We start from the raw sequence: 22,562 nt of genomic DNA, 5'->3' as shown, positions 1-22,562 counted from the left end.
ATAAACTGTGGGATTGGATAGACCAGATTGCTAACCTTTACTGGTATACTCGCCAGCTATTACATACTGTATTAGCTGACATATACAGATTATCCCTATTTCATGTGAGCAATAATGAAACTGCTTAAACCGCTTTTCGACAATAACCGGAACTGGGCCGCAAGGATCAGTAAAGAAGACCCGCATTTTTTTGAAAAACTCGCAAAACAACAAAACCCTGAATACCTATGGATAGGCTGCTCAGATAGTCGAGTACCCTCTAATCAAATCATTGATTTACTGCCAGGTGAAGTGTTTGTTCATCGCAACATTGCCAATATGGTCATTCATACTGACTTAAATTGTTTATCCGTACTCCAATATGCGGTTGAGGTGTTAAAAGTAAAACACATTATGGTTGTGGGTCATTATGGTTGTGGTGGCGTAAGAGCAGCCATGGGCACCAAACGTTTAGGTTTAATTGACAATTGGCTAGGGCATCTGCGCGACATTTACCGCTTACACAACGAAGAACTAGATTCACTAGATGACGTCAAAAGATTTAATCGTTTGTGCGAATTGAACGTTATCGAGCAAGTCGCCAACGTGACATCAACAACAATCGTACAAGAAGCTTGGGAAAGAGGCCAAAATGTGTCGGTTCACGGTTGGATATACGGTATCGATAATGGCCTACTCACCGATTTGGATGTCACGATTGATCGTGAAACCGCGATAAACGCGACAAAATAACTTGCTAAATAGCCATAAGATTATAGAAACTTAGCTGTTCTCGGTTTTATAATCTTATTCGGTTAAATTGTGACATCTCATTTTAAATCGACAATTAACCTCTTACCTGTATAATCCGCGCCCTCAATACTCTTTGGTATCAGTCTTATTCTCACAACGCTAAACCTAGCCTTCTGTCAATATATTCTGTAGCACTCATTTGGAAACTTGCTTTGATTTCTACCGCAAATATTACTATGCAATTTGGTCCTGAACCATTGTTTGAAAACATCTCTGCTCAGTTTGGACACGGCAATCGATATGGCTTAATCGGTGCCAATGGATGTGGAAAATCCACTTTCATGAAAATCCTCAGTGGCGAACTCGCACCAACCTCAGGTAATGTTTCCATTTCACCGGGTTTAAAAGTGGGCACACTTAGCCAAGACCAATTTGCTTTTGAACAATATAGTGTTGTTGATGCGGTGATCATGGGTGATGTTAAGCTTTGGAAAGTAAAACAAGAGCGCGATTTCATCTATAGCAAAGCTGATATGACAGACGAAGACGGCATGCGTGTTGGCGATCTTGAAAGTCAGTTTGCCGAAATGGATGGATACACAGCCGAAAGTCGTGCAGGTGAAATATTATTAGAAGCAGGTATTGAAGAGTCATTTCATTTTGGGTTAATGCAACAGGTTGCGCCGGGCTGGAAATTACGTGTATTACTCGCACAAGCCCTATTTGCTAACCCTGATATATTACTATTAGATGAACCGACCAACAACTTAGACATTCATACAATTAGTTGGCTAGCCACAGAGCTCAATAAACGTAAATGCACCATGATCATTATTTCACATGACCGCCATTTCTTAAACTCGGTCTGTACTCATATGGCTGATATTGATTATGGCGAGCTACGGATCTATCCCGGTAACTATGAATACTTCCTAGCGCAATCAAGTTTGTTGCGTGAGCAACTGCTTGCGGGTAATGCGAAAAAAAGCGCTGAAATTGATGAGTTACAAGATTTTGTTAACCGTTTTGGAGCCAATGCATCTAAGGCAAAACAAGCCAGCTCTCGCGCAAAAAAAATGGATAAAATTAAATTAGATGAAGTTAAATCATCAAGTCGCTTAAGCCCCTCGATTCGCTTTACTGAAAGTAAAAAACTTCACCGCCAAGCTCTGGTTATAGAAGAATTAGGTCATGGTTTTGATGAAGTATTATTTGAACATGGCAACCTCATTTTGGAAGCAGGCTCAAAGCTTGCCATTATTGGGGAGAACGGCGTTGGTAAAACCACCCTGCTTCGCTGTTTAGTGAACGAAATACCTCATAATCAAGGCCGTATTAAGTGGTCTGAAAATGCAGCGATTGGTTATTGCCCACAAGACAGTAGCGCTGATTTCGACAATGACATGAGTCTATTTGATTGGATGTCATTATGGCGCACACCCAAGCATAACGACTTAATGGTGCGCGGTATGCTAGGACGTTTGTTATTTACCGAGGATGATGCCAACAAAAAAGTTCGCAATTGCTCAGGTGGTGAAAAGAACCGCCTATTATTTGGCAAACTTATGATGATGGACATTAACGTGCTTGTCATGGATGAGCCAACAAACCACATGGATATGGAAGCGATTGAAGCCCTCAATCAGGCGTTAAAACTGTTTGAAGGAACCTTGATATTTGTCAGTCACGATAGAGAATTTGTTTCATCACTAGCCACGCGTATTATTGACGTTAAAGATAACAAATTAATCAATTTCCAAGGTACATTTGATGAATACCTTGCTAGCCAAAATCCGCTTACAAGTTAAGTCGCCATTTTACTGATAACCAGTGAAGCATTTAAGTGATTAACACAATAAAAGGCTTGAAACATGAATTGTCTCAGGCCTTTTTATCAATGTGTCATAATATTAATCGCCAATGAAACACAAACACTGTTAATGTCATTGCTTGTAAAAAATAGCAATGACAGAAGTAAGCTAACTCAAATTACAGACATAAAAAAGCCCCGACTAATGTCGAGGCTTTTTTATCCATCACTTGCAAGCAAGCTTAATAATGGTACCCGAGGCCAGACTTGAACTGGCACGCTTATTCAGCGAGGGATTTTAAATCCCTTGTGTCTACCGATTCCACCACTCGGGCAAACTGTTGTTCAAATCGTAACTTACAATCCAAACTCAATTTGGAGCGACATATCGGGTTCGAACCGATGACCTATACCTTGGCAAGGTATCGCTCTACCAACTGAGCTAATGTCGCTGAATCTTTATTGCACTTGGGCTAATTCAGCTTTGACGGCTTAAGTTCCCCTGAGTGCGGATTGGCATTCTACCGATTTGGCTTAAACTGTCAATCAATAAAGTTAGAATATTTTTAAATTTAAGCTCAATTGCTGTTTAAACATTCAAATCGCGACTTTTTTTATTTTTGAAAACAACAAAAGCACACAAGGGTGCTTTTGTCACACAGTTAACTGATTAACTTTGTGGTAAAGATAAAGTCGTTAAACCAAGCATTTTTTGCATCACGCCAACTACCTGGCAGCTATAGCCAAACTCGTTGTCATACCATACATATAAAATGGCACGCTTGCCCTGTGCAATAGTCGCTTGCGAATCAACAACACCTGCATAACGAGAGCCAACTAAATCACTTGATACAATTTCTGTTGATTCAGTAAAATCAATTTGATTTTGTAAATTAGATAACAATGCGATGTCTTTTAAATATTCATTTAACTCATCACGATTTGTTTCAGAATTTAAATTCACACTAATGATCGCCATTGACACATTTGGTGTTGGAACGCGGATAGCATTTCCGGTTAGCTTACCCTCTAACACAGGTAATGCTTTAGATACCGCCTTGGCTGCCCCAGTCTCGGTAATCACCATGTTTAATGGCGCACTTCGACCACGACGGTCGGCACTATGATAGTTATCGATTAGATTTTGGTCATTAGTATAAGAGTGAATGGTTTCGACATGACCATTTTCAATACCATATTTATCGTTTACTGCTTTTAAAACCGGCGTAATAGCATTAGTCGTACAACTTGCTGCAGACACAATTACATCTTCAGCTAAAATGTCGTTTTCATTTACACCGTACACAATATTCTTAATTGCACCTTTTGCAGGTGCTGTGAGTAATACTTTGGATGCGCCTGGGCTCTTTAGGTGCAAGCCTAAACCGGCCTCATCCTTCCAAATGCCAGTATTATCAACAACTAAAGCATCTTTGATACCGTATTTGGTGTAATCAACTTGATCAGGTGAATTAGCATAAATCACTTGAATGTAAGTACCGTTTGCAATGATAGCGTTATTTTCTTCATCTACTTCCACAGAACCATTGAATGGTCCATGAACTGAATCTCGACGCAATAAGCTGGCGCGTTTTTCTAAATCGCCTTTCTTGCCGCCACGTAACACGATAGCGCGTAAACATAATTTATTACTTTTACCGGTACGTTCAATTAACAAACGGGCTAAAAGACGACCAATACGACCAAAACCGTAAAGCACCACATCTCGGGCTGGTGTATCATCACCATGGTTAATACCTAAAGATAATTCAGCAGCCATGTAAGCTTCAATTTGCGAACCATCGCTATGATCACGCCAATAATTGATTGCTAACTTACCGATATCAACTTTACAATGCTTCACGGCAAGTTTACTAAGTGCTTGAACGAACGGGAAACTTTCACGTAAACGTAATTTTTCACCTACATGACGACGTACCAATCTATGTGATTTAATGATTTCAATCGTCGATGCGTTTAATAATGGCTTCCCGTAAACTACCACTTCAACACCTTGGTTACGGTAGAGTTTCCCCAGCAATGGTTGCATTGCTTCGGCCATTTCAAAACGTTCTTGCCAACTTTGTAGATGTTTATCTGCGCTCATGTAGGGTTCCTTTATCTCACTTTTCTTTAAAAACTTTCAGAAAGGTTTGAGTAACAAAAAGAAAAGGCCAATAATTAACTTATTTTAGGGCATTTGGCCTGCTAGGTCGGCGACATTGTAATGAAATACGCAGCATTTCGCCAGTAACAAATTTTCGCTAAATATGTAATTTTATTAGACAATTTAGCACCACGGAGCCCCTTTTGAACCGAAATCTAGTAATAATTACATCATTTACTTTTATTGGTGCTTTTTTTGGCCTTTTTGGCTGTGAAAATGACCGAAATAGCGACGTTATTTGTAAAAATAATCCTGAACTTTGTGCAGATTTGCATCGAGATAGTTGGTGTAGATTTGAAAAAGCAGATTTAATTCTGCACCGTTTACAATTAAAAAATACCGAAAGTCCATCAGGTAAGCAGTTATTCCAGCACCTTATCTACCTTGAAAACTACAGCCAATGTGTTGAGCTAGCGGCAGGTGTTCAACATGTTTTGAATACCCAGCGTACCAGTGATAGACAAAGAGCTTATGCAGTTAGTACTCAAAACCTATCTGAGTTGCAAGAGTTTACTAAAAACAATAATGATGTATATCTAGCCTATTACCGTTGGATCCGCTTTAATGATCAAGCGTCATTACAAATTGTGATTGACCAATACAAAGCTGGCATGATTTATGATATCGATATTTTGGCACAGCTTGGTGCGCACTACATACGCATCTCGCCAAATGAAGCTAAACATATCTATCGATACTTGTTTGATACCGTAGATACCGAACAATTTAATCCAGATTGGTTACTGGCTATTGCTTCGCTTTATCAACAAGAACAAAACTTTGAATATGTTTACATTTTTACCAAAGCTTATAGCTTGATTGGTGATGAAAAGCTGGATAGTTCTCAACTTCTGAGTTTAATTGGCACAAATATGTCACTTGCCACCTCATTAGATAGTCAGGCTTCTGCTTTAATTGATGACATCCGTGGTAACCGATTTTCTAATAGTGAAAGTGCTGTTTTGCTAGAAGATAAAAAGAATTGATGCTTAGTGTACTTTCAATTTTATGTATAAACTTTAACCACAAAGGCAAAAATGTAAAAAAAATACGTAAATTCGCTGTCTAAAACACCAGTTTTGATGGAATTCACTTGACGAACACAGCCAATTTGGTAATTTTACTACTAGGCGAAAGACGTGCCACCAAATTTTTTTTCATTGAGGGATATGAGATGACTATCCGTGTTGCAATTAACGGCTATGGCCGTATCGGTAGAAATGTGTTACGCGCTTTATATGAAAGCGAAAAAGATTACCCAATCGAAATCGTAGCCTTAAACGATTTAGGTGACGCGTCAATTAACGCCCATCTAACCAAGTACGATTCTGTACATGGTCGTTTTAACGCTAAAGTTGATCATGATGATGAAGCAATTTACGTTAATGGTGACAAGATTTTAACTTTCCAAGAACGTGATCCTGCTAAGCTTCCATGGGCTGAACTAAATGTTGATGTTGTTTACGAATGTACCGGCATCTTCACTTCTAAAGAGTCTGTTCAACCACATTTGAACGCTGGCGCAAAAAAAGTAATTATTTCTGCACCAGGTAAAAATGTTGATGCGACGGTAGTTTATGGTGTTAATCAAGATGTACTAACCAAAGATATGACGGTTATTTCAAATGCATCATGTACTACTAACTGTTTAGCGCCATTTGCAAAACCGTTAAGTGATGCCGTTGGTATTGAATCAGGTTTAATGACAACTATTCATGCTTACACTAATGACCAACGTTTATCAGATGTATACCACACTGATTTACGTCGTGCTCGTGCAGCAGCAATGTCGATGATCCCAACTAAAACCGGTGCTGCTGCAGCAGTAGGTTTAGTGGTACCTGAATTACAAGGTAAATTTGACGGTTTAGCAGTACGTGTACCAACGGTAAACGTGTCTTTAGTTGATTTAACCTTCTTAGCATCACGTGATACTACTGCAGAAGAAATTAATCAAATCGTTGCTGATGCAGCTAAAGCTTCTCCATTATGTGAAGTATTAGCGATTAACGAAGAACCGTTAGTGTCTATCGATTTCAACCACAACCCATTCTCTTCAAACTTCGATGCGACACAAACACGTGTTAATGGTCGTTTGGTTAAAGTAATGGCATGGTATGACAACGAATGGGGTTTCAGTAACCGCATGTTAGATAACACAGTTGCATTAATGAACGCTAAGTAATTAAGCCCATTGTGTTAAAAATGCCGCTTTTGATAAGCGGCATTTTTGTATCACGCTTTTACATTTTAAAGGTACTGATTTCGCTCACTAGGAATGTCTGATAAATATTGAACAAACTCTACCTCGTAGCCATCTGGGTCTATAAAATAAACACTTTTGGCATTGGGTTGATTTCCGCCCCAAATTCTTACTTCAAAGCCAGCATCCTTTAAGCGGGCCACTAACGCATCTAGATCGTTCACTACATAGGCAAAATGCCCTAAACCAATATCGTTAGACACTAACTCTCGGTTTACGCCTGTACCTGAGTCATTCAATGACAAATAATGATAATCATCACCAAAGTGGATCCAATTGCGTTTTGCCCCATGCCATACTGATTCGCCACCACCCCTTACCTGCCAATGAGGCATGGCTGCTTGATAAAAGCAGAGCGACTTTTGAAGATCTTTCACCACTAAATTGAGATGTTCTAAATACATACTATTTCCTTGTGATTTGCATGATTGTTTGTAAACTAAACACAGCATAAAACCTCAAGTTAACTTGAGGTAAAGAGTTTTATTTATTTTTATTAAAAGTGGGGCCATGCGATGCAAGAATACGAATTGACGGTAGGCCAAGTGGCAAAACGCTGCGGAATTAACGTCTCTACCTTACATTTCTATGAGCAAAAAGGCTTGATTAAGTCTCTGCGTAACGCGGGCAATCAACGCCGATATCAACGCGATGTATTAAGGCGAGTATCTGTGATTAAAGCAGCGCAGCAATTTGGCATTAGTCTGCAGGAGATCCAACAAGCATTTAGTCAGCTTCCTAATCAAAGAACCCCAGGCAAAGATGATTGGACCCAATTGTCACTCAACTGGAAGGCCAAGTTAGATGCACGGATAGCAGCATTGGAAGATTTGCGCAATTCACTTGAAGAATGTATTGGCTGTGGTTGCTTATCAATGAGCAGTTGCCCAATCTATAATGCTAACGATAAACTTCAAGCCTTGGGAAAAGGCGCAGTATTACTGAAAAATATTGAAAATAAGAGTAAAAATGGCTAGCAATAATGAAAAAGGGGTTAGCAACTCAATTTGATTGGCTATAAAACAATCAATTATAGCGGCTAACCCGGATGTAAATATTCATCTAATGGGAAGACTGGAGAACAAGGCTACTCAGTTTTAACCTTCAACTAAACGAGAACGAGTAATTTCAATTTTACGCGCTTTCATCGCCTCAGGGATCTCACGAACCAAATCAATGTCTAACAAGCCATTTTCAAGTTCAGCACCTATCACTTTGACATGATCAGCAAGTTGGAAGCTTCTTTCAAAACCTCGTTCAGCTATCCCTTGATGTAAATATTTACGCTCATCTTTTGTTGGATTCTTATTACCTTTTACTAATAGTTTTTCGCCTTCACTGGTAATTTCAAGCTCTTCCATGGCAAAACCAGCCACAGCCATTGTGATGCGATAACGATTTTCGCCAAGCAATTCAATATTGTAAGGAGGGTAACCATTGTTACCATTATTGGCAGCCGTTTGTTCAGCGAGTTTAGCTAAACGGTCGAAACCGATGGCGCTACGATATAGAGGAGTTAAATCTGGAGAAATAGAAAAATTACGCATAATCATATCCTTGTCTAAAGCAATATGTAAAAGTTAAGCCACTATTGGCATTCGCTACTGCCCTTTCAGCGCAGTGAGTAACAAACTAAGAAACCTCATTCGAGCGGATCTGACATTGTGCCTGCTACAAATTAGATATGCGGATGCAAAATGTTTTTTCAAGTCTATGTATTAAAAAAATTTCAAAAATTAAAAAGGCAACCTAAGTTGCCATAACGTCATTTTGATTTAATGGTTAACATCAATAACGAGTTTTAACTAAGCACCTTGCTTAGCCATTGGCCAATTTCAGATAATTGATTAGGTAAAACACTGTGAGCCATAGGGTAAGTTTTCCAAACCGTGGAATACCCAGCAGCATTTAAGGCCTCATTAGCCATTTTCCCCGCATATAAAGGAACAACATCATCTTGCTCACCATGATTTTGCCAAATAGGTGTGGATTTATTTTCAATAGCAAGACTCTCTGGCAACACTTCACCATTTGGCAGATAACATGACAATGCCATAATACCAGCAAGTTTTTGCCTAAAGCGTAAACCGGTAAATAAGCTCATCACTCCACCTTGGCTAAATCCTGCTAACACAATCTTATTAGCTGGAATGCCTGCCGCAATTTGCTGTTCAATTAACAGCTTAATAAGTTGCTCTGATGCCAAAACCCCTTGAATATCAGCTCGGTCATGTAAGTCCATGCTTTTAATGTCATACCATGAGCGCATTACATAGCCACCATTAATAGTAACAGCCTGTTCAGGTGCATGTGGAAATATAAATCGAATACTATGATTTGCAGATAAACCTAATACGGGGACAACAGGTGCAAATCCAGCACCTGAATCACCTAATCCATGAAGCCAAATCACACAGGCTGTTGCTGTGGTATTCGGTTCAACCACAATAGCATCGTTCATTAAATCTAACGTACTGGAAGTTAAATCAGACATTATTTGCATATCCTTGGGTTACAGAGCTTGTATGCCTGTCTCTTGTAATAATTGTTCAAATTGTGCTGCGGTATCTAAACGAATACTCCATTTTACAGTGGCTGCATCTGCCGCAATGACAAAACCAGAATGAAAGCAACTGATATCTTCTATCGCTGCACTCAACACAATAGAGCTTTGCTTAATTCGGCATTGAACTTCATTAGGAGTAATGATGAACTTACCTTGAGAGAATTCGAGAACCATAATCAGATGACTATCTTGATATAATTAATCCCAAAACCCCCACTCAAGTGACAGACTCAAGCCAACGCTTTGGGATAAATAAAAAACTTAAAACCAACAACATTTAGTATTGTTAGCCGAGGGAAGACACAGCTAAACCGACACTACAACCTAGTGATGATGTCCACCAACACCATGGGCATGACCATGGGCGATTTCTTCATCGCTAGCGTCACGCGCACCAACAACCTCAATGTCAAATGTCAGTTCACGACCAGCAAGTGGGTGATTTACATCAACCGTTGCCATAAATTTACCCACTTTCAGCACAGTCACTTGGCGCTGACCTTGATCAGTATGTACCATAGCTGCCATACCAGGTTTCCAAACTTTAGCACCGACTAAATGCTTTACCGAAACACGTTGTTCAGCACCTTCTTGACGCTCACCATAAGTATCTGCCGGTGCAGGAGTGACACTAAATTTGGCTCCAATTTCTTTCCCTGCGATAGCATTTTCAATCCCTGGCATCATATTATCGTGACCATGAAGGTAGGCAATAGGATCGCGGCCTTCATTCGATTCAATTATGTCACCTTTTTCGTCGCGCAATGTGTAATTAAATTGCACAACCATATCGTCTTGAATGACCATTGTTTTTCCTTTTTAAATTCTGTCTATCTCAGTACAAAGTATTAATTCAAACAATACTGAAACATTAAATGTGGCGTGAGCTTATCAAATGCTTATTGCTGCGGCAATCCGTTAATCTTGATTCCTAATTTATCAAAAGTGGTTTGATCAGGGTATCCATCTGCAATTAATCCTTGTTGACGTTGATAAGCTTGCAAACCAGCAACAGAATTACTGCCCCATATACCATCGGGTTTGCCAACCTCAAAGCCAGCATCATTTAGCTTTTGTTGTAATTCTGTCACTGTCGCTCTGTTTAAACGTCTATGTGCAGGTATTGATTTAACAATACCTGTTGCACCATTAATTTGATCGGCAAGCTTGCCCACCGCAATGGCATAAAACTCTGAACGATTCCAACGCATGATGACATTGAAATTTTCATAGCCCAAAAATGCTGGTCCTGTGTGCCCTGCTGGTACGTATAATGCGGCATTCATGTCAGGGGTAGGAAGCGGTTGCCCATTGACCTGTTTAATATTTAACTTCGCCCATTGACTCAAAGGTTGGGCAGCATTTTTGCCAAGATGAGCAAAATCGTAATTATCTGGCAACAGTACTTCCCTTCCCCAGCGCTCAGTAGCTTGCCAACCTAAATGCTGTAAAAAGTTTGCTGCTGAAGTTAAGGCATCGGCAGTACTGTTCCATAAATCGGCTTTACCATCACCATCACCATCTACGGCATATTTAAGATAATTAGTTGGCATAAATTGGGTATGCCCCATCGCACCAGCCCACGAACCCACCATTTGATCATCACTGAATTGATATCGCTCTTTTAATGTCAAAGCTTGCATTAATTCTTGGGTGAAGTACTCACTTCTGCGAGGGTCACAGGCTAGCGTTGCCAGCGAGTTGAGTACTGACATTTTACCTTTATAGCTACCATAATTTGTCTCTAAGCCCCAAAAGGCAATAACATACTGACCCGGTACACCGTATTGTTGTGTCAACTTATTGAGTAATTGGCGATGCGTTGCAAATAATTTTCGACCTTCTTTTACCCGCCAATCTGTCACGCGTTTCTCATAGTAATCTTTGAATGTGGTGGTAAATTCAGGTTGTTGTTGATCTAACTCAATCACACGAGGAACAAAGCTTAAATTAGCCACAGTGGTATCTATGGTGGCTTGTGAAATACCATGCTGTTTGGCTTTAACCTGAAGCTGACTGACGCACTGCTCAAAATCAGTATTAGCATAAACATGTTGAGAGAAAGTGAATGTTATCAGCATGGCTGGCGCGATAGAACAAACTTGTATACGACTCAAGTGGCACCCAATCATAAAAGGAAATAAGTGACAGATATCGTGACTGATACTGTCCAAGTTCACAAGGGTCTGAATCGATAAAATAACTGATTTTGAATAAAACCTTTCGCTTAGAGTTTCATAAAGTATAATGATCTTGATTTTTAATCCTTATTAAAGAGAAACATCATGACTGAACAAAACCCAGCGTTAGAAAACTTCATTGAAAATGTAAAAGAGCATCAAGTTGTTTGGGGTCTTCAAGACGAAACGGGTGAAGGTTGGGTCGTTTGCGACTCATCTGAATATGAAGAAACCGATGTCATGCCTCTTTGGTCAACAGAGCAAGCAGCTAAAAGCCATTGCACTGAAGAGTGGGCTGATTATCAAGCCGTGAGTATTTCATTAAACGACTTTCTCGAGTATTGGGTGGGTGATTTAAATGATGATGGCGTTATGATTGGTGTCAATTGGGAAGCTGAGCAAGAATGCTTTGAGATTGATCCAATTATTCTTGCTAAAAGCCTAGTTGATATTGAATCTGAGTAACTATACCGATTAAATCAAATCACCATTCAAATGGGTAGCCTTTATAGCTACCCTTTTGTTTTTATTTTAATTTATCTAATTAATCAATATGACATGTCAGACGCCAACCTTAGTTGATATTCCTTTCGAAAAAAGACACATATGCTGGTTTTGTGAAGAACCTTGCAATACTCAAGTCAACTATTGGCGCATGTCTCATACGCCGCACCCATCATTAAGCGTCCCAGCTTGCAAAGAATGTCAGGGGCTAGCAAATAAACACTTATTAACTTCTATTTGGGAATGTCGTGCCGCAGTAAAAGATCAATTAATGCACATTTACCGCAAAGATCTCGCCATTGGTATTAATTGGACTGAACAAGAATTAGCCGAATCTGAATTTGATTGCAAAATTTTTGGTGGCTTTAAAAAAAGTGCTTGGATGATGTTCCAAATTGCCCAACAAAGGGTAAATGCTCAAGGTTGGCAACTAAGTATTGATGGCCAAGTGCTTGAAAATGATCCCTTATATGCTAACACGAACACCCTTGCATTCGAATTTGACGATTTAACCTTTAATCATATCAATAAAGCCATTAAACATTATGTGCAAGTACTTGGTGTTGATGAACTATTTTTACAACAGCTTGTGAATTTATTAGGTAAAGAAAAGTTTGGACATGCGGTCAAATTAGCAAGATTACACATCGGTGTTACACCAAGTATGCATAAAAAAATCCTCAATGAATTGATTGAGGATTTAGATAATTAAGTACAACAAGTATGTGTTTAGCACGATGCAGCTAAAAGTGTTCGTAACCTATTTTGAACCTCTGTCACCAATAAGTCAGGCTGAAATTTTGAAATAAAGGCATCACAACCCACTTTATCGACCATAGCATTATTAAAACTGCCACTCAGTGAAGTATTTAAGGTAATAAATAGCGACGCCATTCGAGGATCTGCTCTTACTTCTGAGGTTAACTTGTAGCCGTCCATTTCAGGCATTTCTGCATCAGTAATCATCATTAACAGTTCACTGGCCACATCTTTGCCTTGCTCGAGCCAATACTGTAGTAAGTTCAATGCCTGTAAACCATCTGATGCTTCAATAATTTCAAGCCCTAATTGACCTAAGGTTTCTCTGACTTGCTTTCGTGCAGTGCTTGAGTCATCAACAACTAATATTTTACGGCCGACTAATTTATCTGTAAGGCTTTCGTCAAGGATGCCATCTGATAAACGAATATCATAATCAATAATCTCAGCGAGCACCTTTTCAACATCAATGATAGACACAAGTTGAGAAAGTCCATTTTCTTCTAATTTAGTGATCGCTGTTAGGTAATTATGCTTACCTGCAGTTTTTGGAGGAGGCATAATATCGCCCCAAGTCATGTTGACAATGTGTTCAACTTTACCCACCAAAAACCCCTGAACACTGCGGTTGTATTCGGTAATAATTAAATTACAGTCTTCGGTAATTGGAAGTGGCGAAAATCCAATTGCACTGCGTAAATTAATCACTGGAATTGAAGTACCACGGATATTAGCAACACCACAGATGTTGTTGTTACTACCCGGCATAGCCGACATAGGAGGTACTCTCACCACTTCTTTTACCTTAAACACATTAATGGCAAAAAGTTGGGTTGAATTGATTCTAAATAACAATAATTCTAGTCGATTTTCACCCACCAAATTGGTACGTTGATCAACAGTATCAAGCACTTTTTTCATTAAACTTTACCACCTGTTCATCCTCTTACAGAACGAACTCTTATTAGAAATACAGTGTATAGCGTCATTATAAACATAAATATTCTCAATGAATGACTTATACACTCACAATTGTAGATCTAAATAGGCCAAATGCACGTAATGAATGCCAACAAAACATTAACCCAATTAATCACAACGTTAAGGAAAAACTATGCGTCATCTCGTTTGTATTTTGACACTCTTTACATTGCAAGCTTGCACTGTAATTGATAACAAAGTCAGTGTTGTTGATAACTTTGATGTCAAACAATACATGGGAAACTGGTATGAAATTGCAAGATTAGACCATTCTTTCGAAAGAGGTATGGATAAGGTTACAGCAAATTATCAATTAGAAGACAACAAAGTGATTGTAACCAATAAAGGGTTCAATCATTTTTCAAATCAATGGGACCAAGCAATCGGAAAAGCCTATTTCATTGAAGAAGAAAACAAAGGCTTACTAAAAGTATCATTTTTTGGCCCATTTTACGGTGCCTATCAAATTCATGACTTAGTGATACAGGAAGATGGCAGCTATTCCGATTCTTTGGTGATAGGACCAAACAATTCTTATGCTTGGATTTTATCTCGAAATAAAACTTTACCAGCAGACGTTCGGCAACGTTTCATGCAGAAGCTTGATAACTTAAGTATTAATCAAACAGACATTATTTGGGTAAAACACACAAATTAATTGAACTAATAGCCGCATGAAATCGTAAGTAATTATATTAAATTCAATCATATAAGGCTTGTTATGAACATCCCCATATTCCCCTTATCAATGTGCTTACTGCCTCAGGGATATAGTCAACTTCGTATCTTTGAACCTCGCTATAAACGGTTAGTGACTGAATCACTCAAAAGTGGCCAAGGCTTTGGCTTATGCATGATAAGTGATGATAAAAAATCAATTTTGCCAATTGGCACCTTATGTAAAATAACTGACTTTGAAACATTAGCAGATGGCCTATTAGGAATTACTATCTATGGCGAGCAAAAATTTGTTATTGAGTCCATAGCAGTAGAACATGATGGATTAAAACGGGCGCAAGTGAAGATGCTAGCCAGTTGGCCGTCAATGTCAATTTCAAAAATATTGTCCTCAGATATGGCTTCCACAACAGGGAAAACCAATAACAAACTGATTGTAAATAAAAAACAAAAGAGTAAAACCATCACTCAAGCTGAAGAAAAAATGCTTAGTGAGACACTGAAAGATTTACTCAACCAATACCCCCAACATTTAGCTCATTATCATGATGACAACTTTGATGACATAGCTTGGGTTTGCCAACGCTGGCTGGAAATTATTCCACTTAAGCCATCTGAAAAATATCAATGCATTAATAGTGATGACCACAAAATGGCGCAATCTTTGATTTCAGATATCATAAAATAAATTTTTTAATTTAAACTTATTTTGATCCTATCCATTAATGAGCTCGTAATACTGAGTAATAAAACAACAACATCAATCTTAATCTAGTTGCGAGTGAAGATAATGGAAAATTTTCAATCACAAAGCGTACAAAATCGTTATGATAAGGTAACACTTACAAATAGAAACGGTACGTCAAAATTGTCCGACAAAAAAACACTTACGGCTGAGCAATTATCAGAGTTAATGATGCGAGTGGCCAATCAAAGATGTAAAGCTTCTTTCGCTAAGCTTTTCAATCACTTTGGCCCTAAAATTAACGCTTTTGGGAACCAAAGATTAAATCAGCAAGGTTTAGCAACTGATTTAGTACAAGAAACAATGGTTCGTGTTTGGACAAAAGCCCATTTATACAATGCAGATAAAGCAGCTGTCAGTACTTGGGTATTTACTATTATGCGTAATCAGTGCTTCGACATGCTGCGCAAGGTGCAACATAACCGTGAAGATGCTTTTGGTGATGACATTTGGCCAATCATTGATAGTGATGATGCAGAAAACAATGAAGATGATTTTAAATTAAATTCAACACTTCTACGTCATGTAGATGATTTGCCTCTTCTGCAACGACAAGTTGTTCAAGGCATTTACATGCAAGAAATGACACAGCAAGAACTCGCAGATAAACTCAATATACCAATAGGTACAGTAAAATCGCGCTTACGCTTAGGTTTAGAAAAATTGAAAGGCTTTATGGAGAAACATTATGATTAATTATCATCCGGATCAACATTTACTCACTCTCCATAGTCGTGGTCAGTTACCCTTATCTATGTCTATTGCCATTTCAGCACATGCAGAAATGTGCAAGATTTGTCAGCAAAAGTTAGATGCGCTGACTACTGAAGAATCTAAAAACGTGTTTGAAGCATCAAGCAATGACCTAGTTGATATTGATGAGTCCAACTTCGACATGGCTTCAATGCTAGAAGACCTTCTCGACAACAAGCTTGATATGTTAGATTTAATGCCGTCAACAATAGCCCAACCAGTTTCTACAAGTATAACCATTAAAGGCAAAACCTTTACCTTACCACGAGCGTTACGAAAGCAAGTTGATGGCCAGTGGCAAGGAATTGGAAAAGTCAGTCGTTTACGTATGAATACTGGGGAAGGTAAAGCAAGGGCAAGTTTGCTACACATAGAAGCACAAGGCGAAATTCCAGAACATAGCCATAAAGGCTCGGAGTTAACCTTATTACTTGCTGGTGAATTCAGTGATGAATTTAATAGTTATAAACCTGGCGACTTTATGCTGCTAGACGAAAACCACCAACATTCACCCAAAACCACTGAAGGTTGCTTGTGTTATACAATCGTTGATGCGCCACTGTATTTCACCAAAGGATTTACTAAACTGCTAAACCCCATAGGTGAACTGCTCTACTAAGCTGTATAAAATTAGATGCACAGGCATGATTGGTAATAGGTTATTTTGTATAGCCTATTGCCATCATAGTTGATTAAGTATATGATCCACCTCATTCAAGTACCTTGTTTATTTGTTTACCTAAAGAAAGTCTGCTCAACTTCCATACTGTAAACCTCATAAGCCTTTGTAAATCAACATAATTTACATTAATATAGTGTATTTTATTGATATATATTGACGCCTTTCAGTGTCATTGCTTTGTCATAAACCTGTGGTCAACTAGTGTCATCAAGTAAATTTTACTTGGTGTGTTTTTTGATACTTATCAAATTAATGATATATATATTGAATGGTAAATATTGAAATATCACATCTTTATAATTTAAAACTTGATTGATGTGTGACTCATAAGGTAACTTGTTTAAGCTAACTTAAATATTTCGCATCACGAAAATGTTAAGGAAACTTTATTGTTAAATTTATTTTCACCAAGCGTGAAACAGCAAATTATAAGGAGTATGAATATGTCATACCATGTAAACGGACACGAAATTACAGTTAACTTTCCAGTTAATTCAATTTCATCAAACAAAAACTCAATTGCTTTTACTGATTCTCAAGGTAAAAACAAAACAACTTTTGCAAAACGTACTGAAGCAATCAATTTTTTAAAATGGTTGATCAGTTCTAACAAGTAAAATCCTTCGCTTCGCGAACGTCATTTGCTCTGTTAAGTAATAAACTCGCCCTCGGTATTCTCCTCTCACTTACCGACGTTTATTATCAACAGAGCAAACTGATAAATACCTCACAGTTTTCTTAATTTTTTATTTTTCTGTTTACGTAAATATCTCGGTAGCATAGTAACATTACCCAGTAAGCCCCCTTGATGAATATATAAAACTTCTCTTCCTAACAAAGCTCTTGTTTGTAGTTGATGCTTTAATACAGCTAAACCAATCGGATCATAGAGTAAATCGAACGTAATACCAGTTGTTGCCAACACCTCTTGCCATAACTCAAACAGGTTTAAATACAGCTTGCCAAAATGGTATTTATTTCCATCTGTTACTATTTCTGGAAAACATGAAATTGTTGAAGATAAACGTCTAAATTGAGAAACCAGATAATCATCGCCACCAACAGTACTGCATGTCATCACCTTTATATCTAAATGCTGATCACATTTTTCATTAATAGATTGTTGTAAATATAAAGCTGTTGTCCCGGTACCTGAGGGTAAGAACACTGTTAGCTTATCAATATCATACTCAATAGCCCAATTAATAATTTCACTCGCTAAAATAGCTACACCTGTTTTAGCATATTCACAGCGTCCCCCTTCCGGAATAAATAATACTTCTTGCTTGCCATAGTGTAGATAATAATCACTTTTTAACTGTTCGACGGCATCATCTAAATGCTGGCACTGATTAAATCGTTTGTCTGACCAATTAACGGCTTTAACATTTGCACCATTTTTTACAGCTTGTACATAATTACTATTGACTGGCGAAACGCTTAAAAGTTGCTGGGTTAATGCATCTGAAATATGACTCACATAATAATCTAAGTCCCACCCTTTAAGCTTAGCTAAAACAGAAAGTGAATAGAGTGAATTAGCCTGAGCAGATCCAGAGCCTACAACACACTTTACATGGTTATTATTATTACTTTTTAAAAAATGGAAGAATTTGCGCGCTTTGTTACCGCTAAAATCGGGGTGCAATAAATCATCTCGTTTAACAAACATCTTATGACCTGCAAAAAATATTTCTTGGGTAGGACTATCGGTAAACATATTAATGACTAGCTCAGATTATTTAGTCCATCTATTTTACCTGTTGATTAGTTAAAATCACTCAAAATTAGTCAAAATGACGATTACCATATTAGTTTATGCAACACGCAAAATAAAAAGCTATATTATATCAACAACTTAAACTTGGCACGATTCTAGCTAAGATAGAATAAAAAGTGAGTTAGTTTTAAAGTTAATAAGGAAAGTAAATGGCCATTTTAAGATTAATCTTTAATATCGCATGGTTTGTACTAGGTGGTTTTATCATGGGCTTAGCTTGGTGGTTAGCCGGTCTACTCTGTTTTATCAGTATTATTGGTATTCCTTTTGGCCGAGCTTGTTTTGTTATTGGCGAAATGGCTTTCTGGCCCTTTGGTCAAGAAACTATAAATCGCCGCCATCTGACTGGTTCAGAAGATATCGGTACAGGTACTGCTGGTATGATTGGAAATGTAGTCTGGTTTGTATTTTTTGGCATATGGTTAGCTATAGGGCACTTAACCCATGCACTGGCTTGCTTTATTACCATCATAGGTATTCCTTTTGGTATTCAGCACCTTAAACTCGCCTTATTAAGTTTAACGCCAATTGGACAAACTGTAATAGCAAAAGAGCAGTATTAATTTATTGATAAGTAATGCTCTTTGCGAGTCCCATAAATATCACTTATAAATTTGTAAAAATTGATGCTTATTTAGCTTGGTCTAGATAAGCATCAATGATTTGTTGTACTTGAAGCTGCTTTAAGCCTTGATTAACAATATTGTTCCACTTATCCCCTTCTGGGCTATTTTCAAAAGCGATGTGCAGACTTTTATTGGCTATCACTTTGTCATTTACTTGTAGTAAATCAATAACTTTTGCAATATCAGGATCATTTTTTAAATATTGATAAACATTGAGATCAATAATAATCAAATCAACACGTTTGGCGGCTAATTTTAAGATACTTTGTTTCTCATGATTTGCTACATCAAATTTTTGCCTACCGTCCTTAATCATTAAATCGATTTCATCGGTATTTACATAACCACTGATAACCCCCATTGTGTAAGGATTTAAATCAGAAACTTGTTGCCATTTTATCGGGTTACTTTTACGTTCTACTATTCCAATGGGACTTTCCCCAATTGGATCAGAAAAAATATAATTGTCTGATTCAAGCTTGTATTCAGGATAATAACCTGTAGATTTTCCGGTTATGACCATACGAACAGCTCTATTCCATGGCAATATTTGGCTAGTTAATTCATGACCTTGAGAATTAAGTGAACGGCGAATAATTTGCGTTATAATACCTTTCCCAGCCAGTTGCTCACCAGTAAAGGGAGGCCACTCTAATGTGGTAAGAGTAAGCGTTTCTGCCCTTACGCTTGAGTAAATACTTTGCATTGTAAGCAATATACAAAGTAAAACAGCGTTGTAATGAATGGGAAAGCGAGTCATCAGTATCCTTTTGATGATTAAGTCCACATTCAGTGTAAGACAAAAAAATTATTTTTGAGAAATTTATGAAATATTGGCTAATGAAATCTGAACCGGATGAGTTCAGCATAGATGACTTGCTCAATGCAGAGAAGCAAACAACAGCTTGGCAAGGGATCCGTAATTATCAAGCAAGAAATTTTTTACGAGATGATGTTCAATTGAATGATCTGGTTTTATTTTACCATTCAAGCTGTAAAGTGCCTGCCATTGTCGGAGTCGCTAAAATCACTCAAGCGGCTTCAATTGACATCACTGCCTTTGATATTCAGTCTAAATATTATGACGCTAAATCTGATCCTAACAATCCTCGCTGGTTTCAAGTAGATTTAAGCTATGTTGAAAAATTCGCAAAACAACTTACGTTAACCGAATTAAAAGCCGATCCTGCTTTAGCCGAAATGGTACTAGTGACTAAAGGGACTCGTTTAAGTGTGCAGCCTGTCACTGAACAAGAATTTATGCATATCAAACGCCTTGCTCAAGCAAGCTGATTTGAAGGTTGAACCATAGGTGAAAATAAAAACGTTTAGAATTTTTACTGCTAAACGTTTTTCTTTAATATCGAAAACTCAATAAATAACCATGATTATTGAAGATCTATTGTCACAAATTTAATTTTCACCACGTGGTTTGCCGCCCATTGAAGGGGCGTGAGAGATAATTCGATCTGCCATTCTGGAAAACGGTAAGCTTTGCAACCACACTGTACCATGTCCTTGTAAAGTCGCTAAAAACAAACCTTCTCCACCAAATACCATCGACTTTAACGAACCTGCTCGTTGAATGTCGTAATTAATCTCAGGGGTAAATCCGACTAGGCACCCCGTATCAACCCTTAAGGTTTCACCGCGTAATTCTTTCTTAATTAATGTGCCACCAGCATGGATAAATACCATGCCATCGCCCTTTAAACTTTGTAATATAAAACCTTCTCCGCCAAAAAAGCCTGCGCCTAATCGACGATTAAATTTCATGGTTACATTCGTACCTAATGCTGCGGCTAAAAAGCTATCTTTCTGGCAAATCAGTTCGCCTTGATATTGTGCTAAATCTAACGCCAGAATACTTCCCGGATAAGGCGCTGCAAAGGCCACTTTCCGCTTTTGATGCCCTTGATTAGTAAAATGTGTCATAAAGATGCTTTCGCCAGTCAACGCCCGTTTACCGGCACCTAAAAGCTTACCGAAAAAACCGCTTTCAGGCTCTGAACCATCACCCATTTTAGCTTCAAAATCAATATCCTGCTCGATGTAATTCATAGCACCGGCTTCAGCAATAACTGTTTCTTGAGGATCAAGTTCAACTTCGACAAGCTGCATACTTGAACCAAGAATTTGGTAATCAACTTCGTGGCAACGCCTATTCATTATCTTCTCCCTGATATCACTACATTCAATTTAAACCAACATAATGCGACAGACATATTATGTCAACAAGTGACGGGTTATCATAAGTCACTAAAAGTAAGTTGCATGACGAATGTCAACGCATTTATAAATCCAATAACTTAACCCAATCCAAGGGCGTTCTGCTCTTTAGATGCTTGTAATTCAAACAGCCTAAACTCTTCCAAAATTAACTCAGTAAATAACTGGCCAGCACGGCCTAACGGTCTTTCTAATGTTGACACTAATTGGGGTGTGAAACTAAATCGATTACCCCCGACAAAATCGACCATAGCTAAATCCCCCGAAGAGAGTTCTTCAGCAACAAGAAAATCAGGCATCCAACCAAAACCTAACCCTTTCAGCAAGGCATTTTTTTTCATAATAAAGCCAGATAGGTAGAATACTTTGTCGCCACCAAATTGCATTTCATCTCGAACTAAACGTTGTGGTGATGAATCTTCAATAGTCAGTTCGACGTGTTGTTGTAACTCGGTTAAGCTCACATTAACTTGATTGACTAATGGATGCTGACGACTTGCCACTAGCAAACTGGTAATGGTTGGCAATGCTTTAGGCAAATAATTAGGACCTGTGAGATAATCTTTAACTAACATCAAATCTGCCGCATCACGTTCAAAACGATGCTGCACCCCCCTAAAAACTCCATATTAAGCTGCACTTTTGTGGGATATTATGCTCTGACATCCGCTTTAAGGCACTCATGATTGGCTCCATAGGCAATGCACCATCAATCACTAACTCAAGTTTTGGCTCCCACCCCTCGCTAAAGCGACTGGCCAAATGTTCAATATTCGCTAAGTGCTGCAGTAACCTTTGCCCCTCAGCTAAAATAACTCGCCCTTCAGGTGTTAGCTCTGCACGATATTGATCACGGTTAAACAGGCTGACACCAAGATGTTGCTCAAGCTTCTTCACTTGATAACTAACGGCAGATTGCGCTTTATGTAGGCGTTCAGAGGCCTTAGCAAAACTGCCCTCTTCGACTAGCACTTGCAAGACATTAAAAGTATCGACATCTATACGCATACATTTCCTTTAGAAGTTAACATTTACCCATGTTTGTACCGAATAACTGCCACATTTGTATTGAAAACAATACAATCAAAAAAACTGATTATGTTTAGC

General features: G+C 38.2%; 25 protein-coding genes, 2 tRNA genes and 1 pseudogene. 14 read left to right on the top strand and 14 right to left on the bottom strand.

Annotated features, from left to right (window positions below):
- Positions 1-114: 114 nt before the first annotated feature.
- Positions 115-732, top strand: coding sequence for a carbonate dehydratase (gene can, locus HBH39_RS08000; RefSeq protein ID WP_167677179.1), 618 nt, complete (start codon positions 115-117; stop codon positions 730-732).
- 212 nt (positions 733-944) lie between these two features.
- A complete protein-coding gene (locus HBH39_RS07995) occupies positions 945-2,540 on the top strand; it encodes an ABC-F family ATPase (RefSeq protein ID WP_167677177.1) in 1,596 nt (531 codons plus the stop codon).
- A gap of 251 nt (positions 2,541-2,791) precedes the next feature.
- Here HBH39_RS07995 and HBH39_RS07990 read toward each other — a convergent pair.
- From HBH39_RS07990 to HBH39_RS07980, 3 genes are all read right to left on the bottom strand, one after another.
- Positions 2,792-2,877: transfer RNA gene (locus HBH39_RS07990), tRNA-Leu, on the bottom strand.
- A gap of 41 nt (positions 2,878-2,918) precedes the next feature.
- A tRNA-Gly gene (locus tag HBH39_RS07985) sits at positions 2,919-2,994 on the bottom strand.
- 218 nt (positions 2,995-3,212) lie between these two features.
- The gene (locus tag HBH39_RS07980; protein ID WP_167677174.1) at positions 3,213-4,649 is read right to left on the bottom strand and encodes a glyceraldehyde-3-phosphate dehydrogenase; all 1,437 of its coding nucleotides are present in this window, start codon (positions 4,647-4,649) and stop codon (positions 3,213-3,215) included.
- Positions 4,650-4,852: 203 nt separating this feature from the next.
- On the opposite strand from HBH39_RS07980, the gene HBH39_RS07975 reads away from it, so the two are divergent.
- On the top strand, positions 4,853-5,695 hold the full coding sequence (locus HBH39_RS07975) for a DUF2989 domain-containing protein (RefSeq protein WP_167677172.1): 843 nt from the start codon (positions 4,853-4,855) through the stop codon (positions 5,693-5,695).
- A 188-nt stretch (positions 5,696-5,883) separates the two neighbouring features.
- On the top strand, positions 5,884-6,894 hold the full coding sequence (gene gap, locus HBH39_RS07970) for a type I glyceraldehyde-3-phosphate dehydrogenase (protein ID WP_167677170.1): 1,011 nt from the start codon (positions 5,884-5,886) through the stop codon (positions 6,892-6,894).
- A gap of 65 nt (positions 6,895-6,959) precedes the next feature.
- Here gap and HBH39_RS07965 read toward each other — a convergent pair whose 3' ends face one another.
- Positions 6,960-7,376 (bottom strand): VOC family protein, encoded by a 417-nt coding sequence (locus tag HBH39_RS07965; protein ID WP_167677168.1) that lies wholly within the window; start codon positions 7,374-7,376, stop codon positions 6,960-6,962.
- Between the two features lie 111 nt (positions 7,377-7,487).
- Here HBH39_RS07965 and soxR point away from each other — a divergent pair, with 111 nt between their 5' ends.
- A complete protein-coding gene (gene soxR / locus HBH39_RS07960; protein WP_167677166.1) occupies positions 7,488-7,949 on the top strand; it encodes a redox-sensitive transcriptional activator SoxR in 462 nt (153 codons plus the stop codon).
- Between the two features lie 120 nt (positions 7,950-8,069).
- Here the strand turns inward: soxR and HBH39_RS07955 are convergent, their stop codons facing one another.
- The 5 genes from HBH39_RS07955 to HBH39_RS07935 form a co-directional block, all read right to left on the bottom strand.
- Entirely contained in the window at positions 8,070-8,519 is a 450-nt protein-coding gene (locus HBH39_RS07955) for an Hsp20 family protein (RefSeq protein WP_167677164.1), read from the bottom strand.
- A 254-nt stretch (positions 8,520-8,773) separates the two neighbouring features.
- On the bottom strand, positions 8,774-9,466 hold the full coding sequence (locus HBH39_RS07950) for an alpha/beta hydrolase (RefSeq protein WP_244325762.1): 693 nt from the start codon (positions 9,464-9,466) through the stop codon (positions 8,774-8,776).
- Positions 9,467-9,484: 18 nt separating this feature from the next.
- On the bottom strand, positions 9,485-9,712 hold the full coding sequence (locus HBH39_RS07945) for a DUF3389 family protein (RefSeq protein WP_167677162.1): 228 nt from the start codon (positions 9,710-9,712) through the stop codon (positions 9,485-9,487).
- 150 nt (positions 9,713-9,862) lie between these two features.
- Complete coding sequence (locus HBH39_RS07940; RefSeq protein WP_167677160.1) at positions 9,863-10,345, bottom strand: FKBP-type peptidyl-prolyl cis-trans isomerase; 483 nt, start codon at positions 10,343-10,345, stop codon at positions 9,863-9,865.
- A gap of 92 nt (positions 10,346-10,437) precedes the next feature.
- Positions 10,438-11,619: a lytic murein transglycosylase gene (locus tag HBH39_RS07935; protein WP_244325789.1), complete on the bottom strand. Its 1,182-nt coding sequence runs from the start codon at positions 11,617-11,619 to the stop codon at positions 10,438-10,440.
- Between the two features lie 204 nt (positions 11,620-11,823).
- On the opposite strand from HBH39_RS07935, the gene HBH39_RS07930 reads away from it, so the two are divergent.
- Positions 11,824-12,183 carry a DUF2750 domain-containing protein gene (locus HBH39_RS07930; protein ID WP_167677158.1) on the top strand — a complete coding sequence of 120 codons (360 nt, stop codon included), beginning with the start codon at positions 11,824-11,826 and terminating at the stop codon, positions 12,181-12,183.
- A gap of 88 nt (positions 12,184-12,271) precedes the next feature.
- Positions 12,272-12,934: a hypothetical protein gene (locus HBH39_RS07925; RefSeq protein ID WP_167677156.1), complete on the top strand. Its 663-nt coding sequence runs from the start codon at positions 12,272-12,274 to the stop codon at positions 12,932-12,934.
- Positions 12,935-12,951: 17 nt separating this feature from the next.
- Here HBH39_RS07925 and HBH39_RS07920 read toward each other — a convergent pair whose 3' ends face one another.
- Positions 12,952-13,902: a chemotaxis protein CheV gene (locus HBH39_RS07920; RefSeq protein WP_167677154.1), complete on the bottom strand. Its 951-nt coding sequence runs from the start codon at positions 13,900-13,902 to the stop codon at positions 12,952-12,954.
- Between the two features lie 193 nt (positions 13,903-14,095).
- On the opposite strand from HBH39_RS07920, the gene HBH39_RS07915 reads away from it, so the two are divergent.
- From HBH39_RS07915 to HBH39_RS07895, 5 genes are all read left to right on the top strand, one after another.
- Positions 14,096-14,620: a lipocalin family protein gene (locus tag HBH39_RS07915; RefSeq protein WP_167677152.1), complete on the top strand. Its 525-nt coding sequence runs from the start codon at positions 14,096-14,098 to the stop codon at positions 14,618-14,620.
- A gap of 63 nt (positions 14,621-14,683) precedes the next feature.
- A complete protein-coding gene (locus tag HBH39_RS07910; protein WP_167677150.1) occupies positions 14,684-15,328 on the top strand; it encodes an LON peptidase substrate-binding domain-containing protein in 645 nt (214 codons plus the stop codon).
- A gap of 102 nt (positions 15,329-15,430) precedes the next feature.
- Entirely contained in the window at positions 15,431-16,081 is a 651-nt protein-coding gene (locus HBH39_RS07905) for a sigma-70 family RNA polymerase sigma factor (RefSeq protein ID WP_167677148.1), read from the top strand.
- Positions 16,074-16,757, top strand: coding sequence for a ChrR family anti-sigma-E factor (locus tag HBH39_RS07900; RefSeq protein ID WP_167677146.1), 684 nt, complete (start codon positions 16,074-16,076; stop codon positions 16,755-16,757). Before HBH39_RS07905 ends, HBH39_RS07900 begins: the two co-directional genes overlap by 8 nt.
- A 506-nt stretch (positions 16,758-17,263) precedes the next feature.
- Positions 17,264-17,437 (top strand): hypothetical protein, encoded by a 174-nt coding sequence (locus tag HBH39_RS07895; protein WP_167677144.1) that lies wholly within the window; start codon positions 17,264-17,266, stop codon positions 17,435-17,437.
- A gap of 110 nt (positions 17,438-17,547) precedes the next feature.
- On the opposite strand, the gene HBH39_RS07890 is transcribed toward HBH39_RS07895, so the two are convergent.
- Entirely contained in the window at positions 17,548-18,540 is a 993-nt protein-coding gene (locus tag HBH39_RS07890; protein WP_167677142.1) for a 1-aminocyclopropane-1-carboxylate deaminase/D-cysteine desulfhydrase, read from the bottom strand.
- Between the two features lie 209 nt (positions 18,541-18,749).
- Between HBH39_RS07890 and HBH39_RS07885 the strand changes: the two genes are divergently transcribed.
- Positions 18,750-19,163, top strand: a complete 414-nt coding sequence (locus HBH39_RS07885; RefSeq protein WP_167677140.1) for a YccF domain-containing protein — start codon at positions 18,750-18,752, stop codon at positions 19,161-19,163.
- A gap of 67 nt (positions 19,164-19,230) precedes the next feature.
- Here HBH39_RS07885 and HBH39_RS07880 read toward each other — a convergent pair whose 3' ends face one another.
- Complete coding sequence (locus HBH39_RS07880) at positions 19,231-19,986, bottom strand: substrate-binding periplasmic protein (RefSeq protein ID WP_167677138.1); 756 nt, start codon at positions 19,984-19,986, stop codon at positions 19,231-19,233.
- A 65-nt stretch (positions 19,987-20,051) separates the two neighbouring features.
- Here HBH39_RS07880 and HBH39_RS07875 point away from each other — a divergent pair, with 65 nt between their 5' ends.
- Positions 20,052-20,519, top strand: a complete 468-nt coding sequence (locus HBH39_RS07875) for an EVE domain-containing protein (RefSeq protein WP_167677136.1) — start codon at positions 20,052-20,054, stop codon at positions 20,517-20,519.
- 120 nt (positions 20,520-20,639) lie between these two features.
- Here HBH39_RS07875 and HBH39_RS07870 read toward each other — a convergent pair whose 3' ends face one another.
- Together HBH39_RS07870 and HBH39_RS07865 are read right to left on the bottom strand one after the other, a co-directional pair.
- Positions 20,640-21,395: a TIGR00266 family protein gene (locus HBH39_RS07870; protein ID WP_167677134.1), complete on the bottom strand. Its 756-nt coding sequence runs from the start codon at positions 21,393-21,395 to the stop codon at positions 20,640-20,642.
- A gap of 140 nt (positions 21,396-21,535) precedes the next feature.
- A pseudogene (locus HBH39_RS07865) lies at positions 21,536-22,463 on the bottom strand (LysR family transcriptional regulator).
- Between the last annotated feature and the right edge of the window lie 99 nt (positions 22,464-22,562).

This window comes from Shewanella aestuarii (assembly GCF_011765625.1).
GTDB lineage: Bacteria > Pseudomonadota > Gammaproteobacteria > Enterobacterales > Shewanellaceae > Shewanella > Shewanella aestuarii_A.
Note: the sequence above shows the minus strand (reverse complement) of the source record. Positions and strands in the feature narration are given on the sequence as shown.

Coding starts and splice junctions, on each gene's coding strand:
- HBH39_RS07920 (WP_167677154.1), bottom strand. CDS start 13,902: ATGAAAAAAGTGCTTGATACTGTTGATCAACGTACCAATTTGGTGGGT.
- HBH39_RS07955 (WP_167677164.1), bottom strand. CDS start 8,519: ATGCGTAATTTTTCTATTTCTCCAGATTTAACTCCTCTATATCGTAGC.
- HBH39_RS07910 (WP_167677150.1), top strand. CDS start 14,684: ATGAACATCCCCATATTCCCCTTATCAATGTGCTTACTGCCTCAGGGA.
- HBH39_RS07895 (WP_167677144.1), top strand. CDS start 17,264: ATGTCATACCATGTAAACGGACACGAAATTACAGTTAACTTTCCAGTT.
- HBH39_RS07885 (WP_167677140.1), top strand. CDS start 18,750: ATGGCCATTTTAAGATTAATCTTTAATATCGCATGGTTTGTACTAGGT.
- HBH39_RS07935 (WP_244325789.1), bottom strand. CDS start 11,619: ATGCTGATAACATTCACTTTCTCTCAACATGTTTATGCTAATACTGAT.
- HBH39_RS07880 (WP_167677138.1), bottom strand. CDS start 19,986: ATGACTCGCTTTCCCATTCATTACAACGCTGTTTTACTTTGTATATTG.
- HBH39_RS07925 (WP_167677156.1), top strand. CDS start 12,272: ATGACATGTCAGACGCCAACCTTAGTTGATATTCCTTTCGAAAAAAGA.
- HBH39_RS07940 (WP_167677160.1), bottom strand. CDS start 10,345: ATGGTCATTCAAGACGATATGGTTGTGCAATTTAATTACACATTGCGC.
- HBH39_RS07870 (WP_167677134.1), bottom strand. CDS start 21,395: ATGAATAGGCGTTGCCACGAAGTTGATTACCAAATTCTTGGTTCAAGT.
- HBH39_RS07930 (WP_167677158.1), top strand. CDS start 11,824: ATGACTGAACAAAACCCAGCGTTAGAAAACTTCATTGAAAATGTAAAA.
- gap (WP_167677170.1), top strand. CDS start 5,884: ATGACTATCCGTGTTGCAATTAACGGCTATGGCCGTATCGGTAGAAAT.
- HBH39_RS07875 (WP_167677136.1), top strand. CDS start 20,052: ATGAAATATTGGCTAATGAAATCTGAACCGGATGAGTTCAGCATAGAT.
- HBH39_RS07980 (WP_167677174.1), bottom strand. CDS start 4,649: ATGAGCGCAGATAAACATCTACAAAGTTGGCAAGAACGTTTTGAAATG.
- can (WP_167677179.1), top strand. CDS start 115: ATGAAACTGCTTAAACCGCTTTTCGACAATAACCGGAACTGGGCCGCA.
- HBH39_RS07945 (WP_167677162.1), bottom strand. CDS start 9,712: ATGGTTCTCGAATTCTCTCAAGGTAAGTTCATCATTACTCCTAATGAA.
- HBH39_RS07900 (WP_167677146.1), top strand. CDS start 16,074: ATGATTAATTATCATCCGGATCAACATTTACTCACTCTCCATAGTCGT.
- HBH39_RS07950 (WP_244325762.1), bottom strand. CDS start 9,466: ATGTCTGATTTAACTTCCAGTACGTTAGATTTAATGAACGATGCTATT.
- HBH39_RS07890 (WP_167677142.1), bottom strand. CDS start 18,540: ATGTTTACCGATAGTCCTACCCAAGAAATATTTTTTGCAGGTCATAAG.
- HBH39_RS07905 (WP_167677148.1), top strand. CDS start 15,431: ATGGAAAATTTTCAATCACAAAGCGTACAAAATCGTTATGATAAGGTA.
- HBH39_RS07965 (WP_167677168.1), bottom strand. CDS start 7,376: ATGTATTTAGAACATCTCAATTTAGTGGTGAAAGATCTTCAAAAGTCG.
- soxR (WP_167677166.1), top strand. CDS start 7,488: ATGCAAGAATACGAATTGACGGTAGGCCAAGTGGCAAAACGCTGCGGA.
- HBH39_RS07915 (WP_167677152.1), top strand. CDS start 14,096: ATGCGTCATCTCGTTTGTATTTTGACACTCTTTACATTGCAAGCTTGC.